Genomic DNA, 7825 nt, shown 5'->3' with positions numbered 1-7825 from the left:
TCGCCGAACCCTGGAAGTATTATCGCATAAAAGTCCTTCGCTGTCCACTATATTTTTCTTTAATCGTAGTTGTTGGATTACCGAAAGCAGCGACCACGGTGACATAAGGAAGCTGTTATGATATCGTCAAAGAACTATCAAGAGATCCATCGCTGTAGTAGTAATTAAATTTCCAATTATTTTTGCGCCTTATGTATACTTTCTGGTAATTTTTAAAAAATCCTGCTATTTCTTGACGAAATCCCCCTAAAGCGCGGTGTCATGTTCTCTGCTTTTTTACACTTTTTCAACCAGCAAAGCCACTATAATTCAAATATCGCCTGGCCGAAGCCGAAAATATTTGGTTCAAATAAGTCACCCTCCTCAATTTTTGTCAACGTCGCACCTGGATTTATCATTTTTATTTGGTCACTACACGCTAATTTATTCCATTTTTTAGGTCACTACTTTTACAAAATGCCTTTTTTATGACTTCTCAGCCCAGTAAATACGTGTCAAAAAATTTATTTTTAGAGTTAAAAAGCACTAAAAAATCGATAGTCGGGCTAGCCATAATTCCTCCTTCGTAAGCACGGTGATAGTGATTGATGAGACGCCCAGCGATAAAGCTCATCTGCCGCCAACAGGATGAGCACAAAACTTTGAAGAACCACAAAACTTTAATGGGGCACAGAACTTTGAAAAAACTGCCACGCTATTGGCGGTCAGGTGGAGCGCCTTGTTAACAGCTATTGGATATCTGGAGTTCCCCTAGCCGCATGCCAAACTCTTGCAATCTCAACGATACGCTTTCTGCTGTCCACCCTATAGACGATCCTACATGGCTTACGAATCACTTCAAGAATAGCAGGATCACCGAACTCAGATACGATTCGCCCGGATTCTGGGAAATCGGCTAATCTCTCCACAGTTTGTAGTAGGCTCCTAACGAATCGTTCGGCTGCCGAAACACTGTCCTCTGCTATAAAGGCTGCAATGTCTTTAAGATCAAATTTTGCCATCGGAGACCAGATCAGTTTGAAAGCCATTCTCTGAACTCTTCCCTGACCCGCTCATGGGGAATGCCCTTACCTTCATCGAGCTCACGAAGACCCTTACGTACACCTGCTATAAAGTTAATCCTCTCCTGGATATCTTCCCATGTAGCGTCTTCTGGAAGTTCTTGAATGCTCCTTATGGCTATTTCCTTAGTAGACATGGTCAATAAACCTCATTTTTTATCGTGCTTTTGGGTCTGTACAGTTCATCTTCTGCTAACGGGCTGCTCAGAGGCGGCGCGTTTTTACGCCGTCTCCTGGAGTAGCAAGGTTATATGAGCAATAATGGTAAAATATCAAAAGCGTTTATGTGACATACCGTTTCTGCATCAGGCACCTCCAGGCTATGGGCGGAATTGGATGATTCGACCCAAAGTGGGTTGATTGTAACGAAATAATCTCAAAATAAGGCTCCACTGCAAAGACGATATCTCTTGCAGTCCGTTGAGGTAGACCAGGACCTTGGCGATGCTCATCAGCGTTGCCAACGATTGTTAGCCACAGGCCAACTTCTTCCAAATGAGTAGCGACATTTTTAGCAAACCTTTTTCGATCGTTTTCAGAACTGAATGAGTGAAGACAGCCTCTATCAAATACAAAACCAAAAGGAACACCTTTAATTTTATTTTTAAGAAAATCAACAAGCATAAAATCGCATTCAACATTGGCTTTAGAAGCTTTTTCTTTTGCCTTCTGTAGAGCAATGTCAGAAGTATTAGTACCAACAACCTGAAAGCGGTTCTGGGCAAGCCATATTGAATTGTCTCCGGTTCCACAGCCAATATCTAAAACTTTGCAGCTCTGAATAGGCTTTGTTGTTACAACTTCGATAAGATTAAAATCTGGTTGTCCGACGTCCCAAGGGGTATAGCCTGTCTTGTAACTTTCTCTGTAACGCTCTTCGACTGTCATCTGATTACTCCTTATATATAAAACGCTCGGGTTAGCCCGCGTCTTTCTTACCTTGTCTGCCATATAGTTGGTCTGCAAGGCGCATGATCTCCGAGCGCAGGGCCAGTCGCTCCAACCATCCAGCCGGGATGCCCGACTTGCCGTAGTATGCTCCAGTGACTTGTCCGCATATGGCTGCTGTCGTGTCGGCATCACCGCCTAGATTGGCGGCCATGAGAATCGCCTCCTCGAAACTCTCAGCGCGAGTGAAGCACCACATGGCTGCCTCAAGACTCTCCACAACGTATCCGGAACCGCGAATGCCCTCTGCGGACTTTGCCCGATAGTCTCCTCTGGCAATCGCCACGATCTTTTCTTCCCCGGCAAACGACCCACTGTCACCGAGCGCGACTTCATTCTTCGGCCTTCCCTGTAACGCACGGCAGATGATGCGTGTGAGCAGACGACAGGCATCCACACACTCCGTCGCGCCATGGGTGGTTCGGGAACTCTCTGCTCCGTATCGCTCTGCAGCTTCCAAATCTGGGAAGAAGAACATCGGAATGGGCGCCAATCGCATGATGCATCCGTTTCCAGCGGATAGCGGGTCGGTGGATCCGGCGAAAGGCTCTCCGGTCCGGCGGAATCGCCGAAGTGCCGAGGCCACAGTGTTGCCGATGTCAAAGCACGCACCGGTGCTGCTCAGATATCCCTGGTCAGCCCAGCGGCAGTAGCGTTCCATCTGATCTCGTGCGTCAAACCCGTTGCGTTCAATTAGACTGGTGGCGAGGCAAAGGGCCATGGAAGTATCATCGGTCCATTGGCCGGGCAGAAGATTGAAAGGCCCTCCGCCTATCATATCGCGCAAAGGTTCGAATGTTCCCCGCGGTCGAAACTCAACGGTCGTGCCAACCGCGTCGCCCACAGCCAAACCAAGTAGACAACCCCGAAACCTTTCTCGCGTATCCATTCCTGTCATCCTCCGGCGGGCTAACGTTAAGATTCACCTATGGCGGGTAATTGCTGAAAATAGACTAAAAAGCGACGAATTTTGAACAGCTACAAATCTTCTAAAAAGCCCCGGTCTTTAGCCATCAGGTGTAATCTTTTGTTAGCTGATTCCCTTCTCTCTATTTATCCAGTATCCCGGCTTACGATGCCCATGTGCTATAGCAAGAATCTACAAAATTTCTCCTCGAATTATGTACGCTATATAGTATGGAAAAACTCTTAGATTGACGCGACGGTAACTTCGTTTTCGGAGTCGTGGGACAGTTGGATTGCTTAAAATCCAATTGATATGCTGGTCTGCTTCTTCTTTAAACTTTAGTCCTAATCCAGACTGTTGTTCTTCATAATAAGCTATTGCATCTTTCAATTCCTCAAATGCCTGCTGGAGTATTATGATATTCATGATATAAACCGTTGTTCAATTTCTCTCATTGCTTTATTGTAATCAATACCAGTGGCTTTTCCTTCATCAACAGCACGGACCCTATCCATTATCTCTTCTTCCCATGCAGATTCAATATCGGTATCCAAAGATCTACTATCAAGAAATAAGAGAAATCGGACTATTTCTAGTCGTTCCCGTTTGGGCAGCATTATTAATTCTTTTGTTATCTCTTCAAAATTTCGCTGCATTGGTTTTCTTCCCCTTATTTTTTTGTTGTTTATATATGACAGACGGCCTGTTAGGCCTGTTCCGTGTGATTACCGTAGCTTCATGACCGAGAGCGCAATCAGCCGGGGCATCTCCGGTGTGAAGATTGAAGTGGAGGGAGCAGTGTCAGCGACGTATCCGCGGACTGCGTACCTGTGCTCCTCACCACCTACCATCTCGTCGCGCCGCAGGTTCTCAAATACACACTGAGGATGAAACTCCACGGCGTAGGTTCGTGTTGCGTGAAGAACGAGCAGACCACCAAACTGCGTCTGTTCCTTCTTCGACAGATCCACGACTCCCTCGTAGACCGCCTCCATCCAACCGGACTCCTCGACGACCGGTTGCCCGGCTGGCGGGACAGGCGGCTGGGGAGGAGCATTGTCATAGTCATTCTTTGATTCGGGGGCCTTGGTTTTCGAAGCAGGGCTTTTCGTGCCTTACGAATCCGGTGTTTATGGGGCTTCCTTCTTACCGCAACCGACAAGTAGAGAGAGGCACAACACTACCGCGATCAAACCGAAGTATCTTTTCTTCATAGCAACGCTCCTCTGCCGGGATATTTGCCGGCTAACGGTTGAGCTAAGCTGCGGTGCGAAGCACCGTCGGCTTTAGCGATTTGTTAGGCTTTTCCATCGTTTCATCTAAAAGAGTTTGGTAAAATTAAAAAAACTCACCTCCTTTTTTGCCATGATTAACCCTGTTGTTTTTAGTAATGATACCTGCAAGCTAAAATTCTGATTTTTGTTTCTAAAACTTCATAGACAAGCCGATGTTCTTGGTCAATACGCCTAGACCAACAACCAGACAGTTCATGTTTTAGCCTTTCAGGCTGCCCCATCCCTTCAAATGGATTGCGTTGAACTTCCTTGATCAACTTGATAATCCTTAGAGCCTTCTTGCGATCGTTCTCAACCCACCAAGACAGATCCTCAAATGCAGCAGGGTCAAACTCCAAGCTTCTTGCAAGCTTCATCAAAAGGAATTCCTTCTTGACGTTTTTTGGCCTCCAAAAGGCGTTGTTTCATAGTTTCACTTTTTAAAAGATATGTTGTCTCTCTTTCTGATTCAATCTCACGCCAAAGATCAATAGGGACGACTACATCTGTAAGATTACCATTTTCATCTGCAATGTATCTGATGGCTGATTTGCTCATTTTCCCACTCCTTTTTTATATGTTCATTTTATAGCCTTCTCATTAATTATGATACTTGAGATAGATGGAAATGGCAAGCCTAACGACCAAGCTCACCGGCGGCAATGAATCGCAGCGGAATCCCCGTCCGGTGCAGCGCCTTGTTATGCCGTCTTTCATACATTTCAAAGATACCGGTCTGTAATATACGTAACATATTCCGAATGTTCTTCACGACATTCAGCAAGATGATGAATGTAGGGCTTGAATTTTAGCCGGTTTACCCGCTTTGCTATTCAACTCCCCGCCATCTCCACTCTCAGGTTCTTCTTTTGTTTTCTTGTTTAGCTGTTTAAACAGATTGTCAGCAATGCTTGTGGTGTAAACTCTGCGACCTCGGTCTCCTGCACTGCCAAGAAGTTGTAACCCTTTGTTTTTTGCCCATTCAATCATTTCTAATTCACCAATGCTTATCCCAAGCGCCATTCCATCCCATGCATTGAATCGCTTCATATCAGATGCAACAAATGAGTTCGTGCCTGAAACCAGACGGGTGAATACTCCCTGACCGAGAAGCCACAGGTATCCGAAAGAGAATCCTTTGACTTGAATCAGATTGGAGAGTACGCCTATCACGACTACCATCCCAAGATTGAACAACAACGTCAAGGCAAACTCTGACCAGAACATGTCAGTGACAGAAAGACGGGCAACAGCGGTCGTTGGACTGCCACGCATGAAGCCTTCAGGCAACAGGTAGTAACCAAACAAGTATGCGGTGTTGGATAGCAACGTGAAGAGCCCGTAGAGCCAGAGAACACGCTTGAATACACTTTCATCTGTCGTTGGTTGATGTGTAGTACAACTGAAGTACAGAAAGCGGGCTATCGGTTGGAATAACCGGTTTGAAAAAGCACCTGCTTTTTCAAATCCGAGTTCATTCCATTGTTAGCCAGCCTATTCTTTAAATAGTTATAATTGGCTAGTATAATTTAAAATTCTCTTTTCAGCCAGTTTTATGTACTCAGGATCAATATCATAGCCGACATAGTTTCGTTTGTCTTTAATAGCTGAGAGGCAGGTAGTACCACTACCGACGAAAGGATCTAAAACAACATCATCTTGGAATGTGTATAATTGAATTAGACGATGAGGCAACTCTTCTGAAAAGGGCGCGGGGTGGCCGATTTGTTTTGCTGAAACGGCGGGGAATGTCCATACACTTTTTGTCCATTCCAAAAAATCTTCTTTTTTAATCGTATTTTTTTTGTCTTTTCTCTTTCTTGAAAATGTTTCTTTAGAAAAAACTAAAATATATTCGTGAATATCCCTTAAGACAGGATTTGCGGCTGAGAGCCAGCTTCCCCATGCAGTTGAGGGGCTTGCGCTTGAAGCCTTGTTCCATATGATTTCACCACGCATAAGATAGCCGATTTCCTGCATGCCATCTATAATGTAACTATGAAGAGGTATATAAGGTTTTCTACCGAGGTTAGCTACATTGACACAGGCACGGCCGCCGGGGACCAAAACGCGATATGTTTCTCGCCAAACTGTATTCAGTAAGTTCAAATATTCATTCAGACTCAAATCATCATCATATTCCTTTGAAACGTTATATGGAGGTGATGTAACCATTAAATGAACACTATTATCAGGCAACTCGTCCATTTTTTCACTGGATTTGCAGAAAATTTTGTTAATGTTCTTTTCAAGGATTTTGTTCTCGATATGTTTTACATTTTTTTCAGAATTTAAGCCTTCATAAAGTCTGCTTTTATAAAATTTGGTGGAATCGTGGTTAATACGACCGGGAGTCCCGAAGGAACTTGTTTCAGTGCCGACCCTTTTATGACTATACTTTCCGTTTGTCATTTTAGCTCCTTATAAGTGATAAGAATTTTTCAGCTTTTTTTTCATAATTAGGTTCCCTGTTTGCAATCTCAATAATTTTCCCCAATTCTTTTTTAGATTTCATGCTGGAAAAGAACTCCCGCTTTTCAGCGAGTAAGCTTTCAAGGTTTTGTTTTAGTTCCTCATATGAATCCATCCTCACAAAACCTTTATCCGGTGACTGTTTTAGGTTTTCACCATTATTATCTAATGGATTCGGATTAACTGACCAAAATCCTTGTATTATTCCAGTATGATAGAGATGGTCAACCTTTGAACTGTAGCTTAGAGAAATGGGGGTATTCCCAAGGATGACAATTGGAATTTCTGAAGCACTGTGACTGGAAACTCGAATGTTTATGCTTTTACCGATTGCCTTTAGCATTGAATCTGAACGAAGCAATCCGGGGTTCCCTTTATGGGTTTTGAAATCACCCAAACAAATCAATTGCTTATTTCTTAATTCCCAGTTCCATACAATCGACATCTTTACTTCAAAGATTCCCTTAATATCGGTCGGGATCTGCTCTCTTTGATTGCGATCACAAAGTGCAACATCTGCCGGAGATTGAGACGTCAATCCAAGTTCTTCACATATTACGCTTTGAACGGCATAAAGTCCTTGAGAATTGGCAAAATTCTGAAGCAAATCAACCGAGAATTTTTCGGTAAAATTTCCGATAAGGGCATTCCTGCTCTGTAGCGTCGTTTTTTTGCCTTTGTAAGACTTTGGCCAATAAGCATAATAACAAGAATTATCAGCTACATAAAATAATTGTTCTGGTGTGGCGAAATTCCTTGCTTCTTCAAAAAATTGGATTTCTTTTTCTTTCGTCCAAAGCTCAGGCATTGAACCATTTCATCCTTTCCGGTCTAAATTTATCACGTATATCAAATCTATTTAAAAATTGACAGGATTAAAATTGCATTGATGGCTAACAATAATTAGATGGATCCGCATAAGATGCGGAGTCCTTGCTTTCTGCCCCTATAAGATGCCTTCGGATTTCCTTTCGAAGGTACGATAAAGCCCGTTGCTGCAATGGTTTGCCGCTTCCCAGCCATTTATCCCGGCATGTTATGCGGGTCGGCATAAAAACCTCCTTTTCAAAGTCCGTCCACCGGACTGCGCACGCCCGAAGGTCCGCGGTTTAGCACATGGGTGTACACTTTATGTCAAGCTTGTCATAAGATTTATTATGGCA

The 7825-nt window shown here is 43.8% G+C and carries 13 protein-coding genes; all 13 read right to left on the bottom strand.

Annotated features, from left to right (window positions below; genetic code table 11):
- Positions 1 to 728: 728 nt before the first annotated feature.
- Positions 729 to 1028 carry a plasmid stabilization protein gene (locus tag DEH07_02125; protein ID HBY03345.1) on the bottom strand — a complete coding sequence of 100 codons (300 nt, stop codon included), beginning with the start codon at positions 1026 to 1028 and terminating at the stop codon, positions 729 to 731.
- Positions 1013 to 1198 carry a hypothetical protein gene (locus tag DEH07_02120; protein HBY03344.1) on the bottom strand — a complete coding sequence of 62 codons (186 nt, stop codon included), beginning with the start codon at positions 1196 to 1198 and terminating at the stop codon, positions 1013 to 1015. The genes DEH07_02125 and DEH07_02120 overlap by 16 nt, the downstream gene beginning before the upstream one ends.
- A 145-nt stretch (positions 1199 to 1343) precedes the next feature.
- Positions 1344 to 1949: a class I SAM-dependent methyltransferase gene (locus DEH07_02115; protein ID HBY03343.1), complete on the bottom strand. Its 606-nt coding sequence runs from the start codon at positions 1947 to 1949 to the stop codon at positions 1344 to 1346.
- 31 nt (positions 1950 to 1980) lie between these two features.
- Positions 1981 to 2898, bottom strand: coding sequence for an ADP-ribosylglycohydrolase (locus DEH07_02110; protein HBY03342.1), 918 nt, complete (start codon positions 2896 to 2898; stop codon positions 1981 to 1983).
- A gap of 210 nt (positions 2899 to 3108) precedes the next feature.
- Positions 3109 to 3342 (bottom strand): addiction module toxin RelE, encoded by a 234-nt coding sequence (locus tag DEH07_02105; protein HBY03341.1) that lies wholly within the window; start codon positions 3340 to 3342, stop codon positions 3109 to 3111.
- A complete protein-coding gene (locus DEH07_02100) occupies positions 3339 to 3572 on the bottom strand; it encodes a hypothetical protein (GenBank protein ID HBY03340.1) in 234 nt (77 codons plus the stop codon). The genes DEH07_02105 and DEH07_02100 overlap by 4 nt, the downstream gene beginning before the upstream one ends.
- A 69-nt stretch (positions 3573 to 3641) precedes the next feature.
- Positions 3642 to 3911 (bottom strand): hypothetical protein, encoded by a 270-nt coding sequence (locus DEH07_02095; protein HBY03339.1) that lies wholly within the window; start codon positions 3909 to 3911, stop codon positions 3642 to 3644.
- Between the two features lie 389 nt (positions 3912 to 4300).
- Positions 4301 to 4567: a Txe/YoeB family addiction module toxin gene (locus DEH07_02090; GenBank protein ID HBY03338.1), complete on the bottom strand. Its 267-nt coding sequence runs from the start codon at positions 4565 to 4567 to the stop codon at positions 4301 to 4303.
- Positions 4539 to 4748, bottom strand: a complete 210-nt coding sequence (locus DEH07_02085) for a prevent-host-death protein (protein ID HBY03337.1) — start codon at positions 4746 to 4748, stop codon at positions 4539 to 4541. The genes DEH07_02090 and DEH07_02085 overlap by 29 nt, the downstream gene beginning before the upstream one ends.
- A 79-nt stretch (positions 4749 to 4827) precedes the next feature.
- Entirely contained in the window at positions 4828 to 4911 is an 84-nt protein-coding gene (locus DEH07_02080) for a hypothetical protein (protein HBY03336.1), read from the bottom strand.
- 56 nt (positions 4912 to 4967) lie between these two features.
- The gene (locus DEH07_02075; GenBank protein ID HBY03335.1) at positions 4968 to 5519 is read right to left on the bottom strand and encodes a hypothetical protein; all 552 of its coding nucleotides are present in this window, start codon (positions 5517 to 5519) and stop codon (positions 4968 to 4970) included.
- Between the two features lie 180 nt (positions 5520 to 5699).
- Positions 5700 to 6602, bottom strand: coding sequence for an SAM-dependent methyltransferase (locus DEH07_02070; GenBank protein ID HBY03334.1), 903 nt, complete (start codon positions 6600 to 6602; stop codon positions 5700 to 5702).
- A gap of 1 nt (position 6603) precedes the next feature.
- A complete protein-coding gene (locus DEH07_02065; protein ID HBY03333.1) occupies positions 6604 to 7470 on the bottom strand; it encodes a hypothetical protein in 867 nt (288 codons plus the stop codon).
- Positions 7471 to 7825 lie beyond the last annotated feature (355 nt).

The sequence above is a fragment of the Desulfotomaculum sp. genome (genome assembly GCA_003513005.1).
Classification (GTDB): Bacteria; Bacillota; Desulfotomaculia; order Desulfotomaculales; family Nap2-2B; genus 46-80.
The sequence above is the reverse complement of the archived record's forward strand: the minus strand, read 5'-3'. Positions and strand labels throughout refer to the sequence as shown.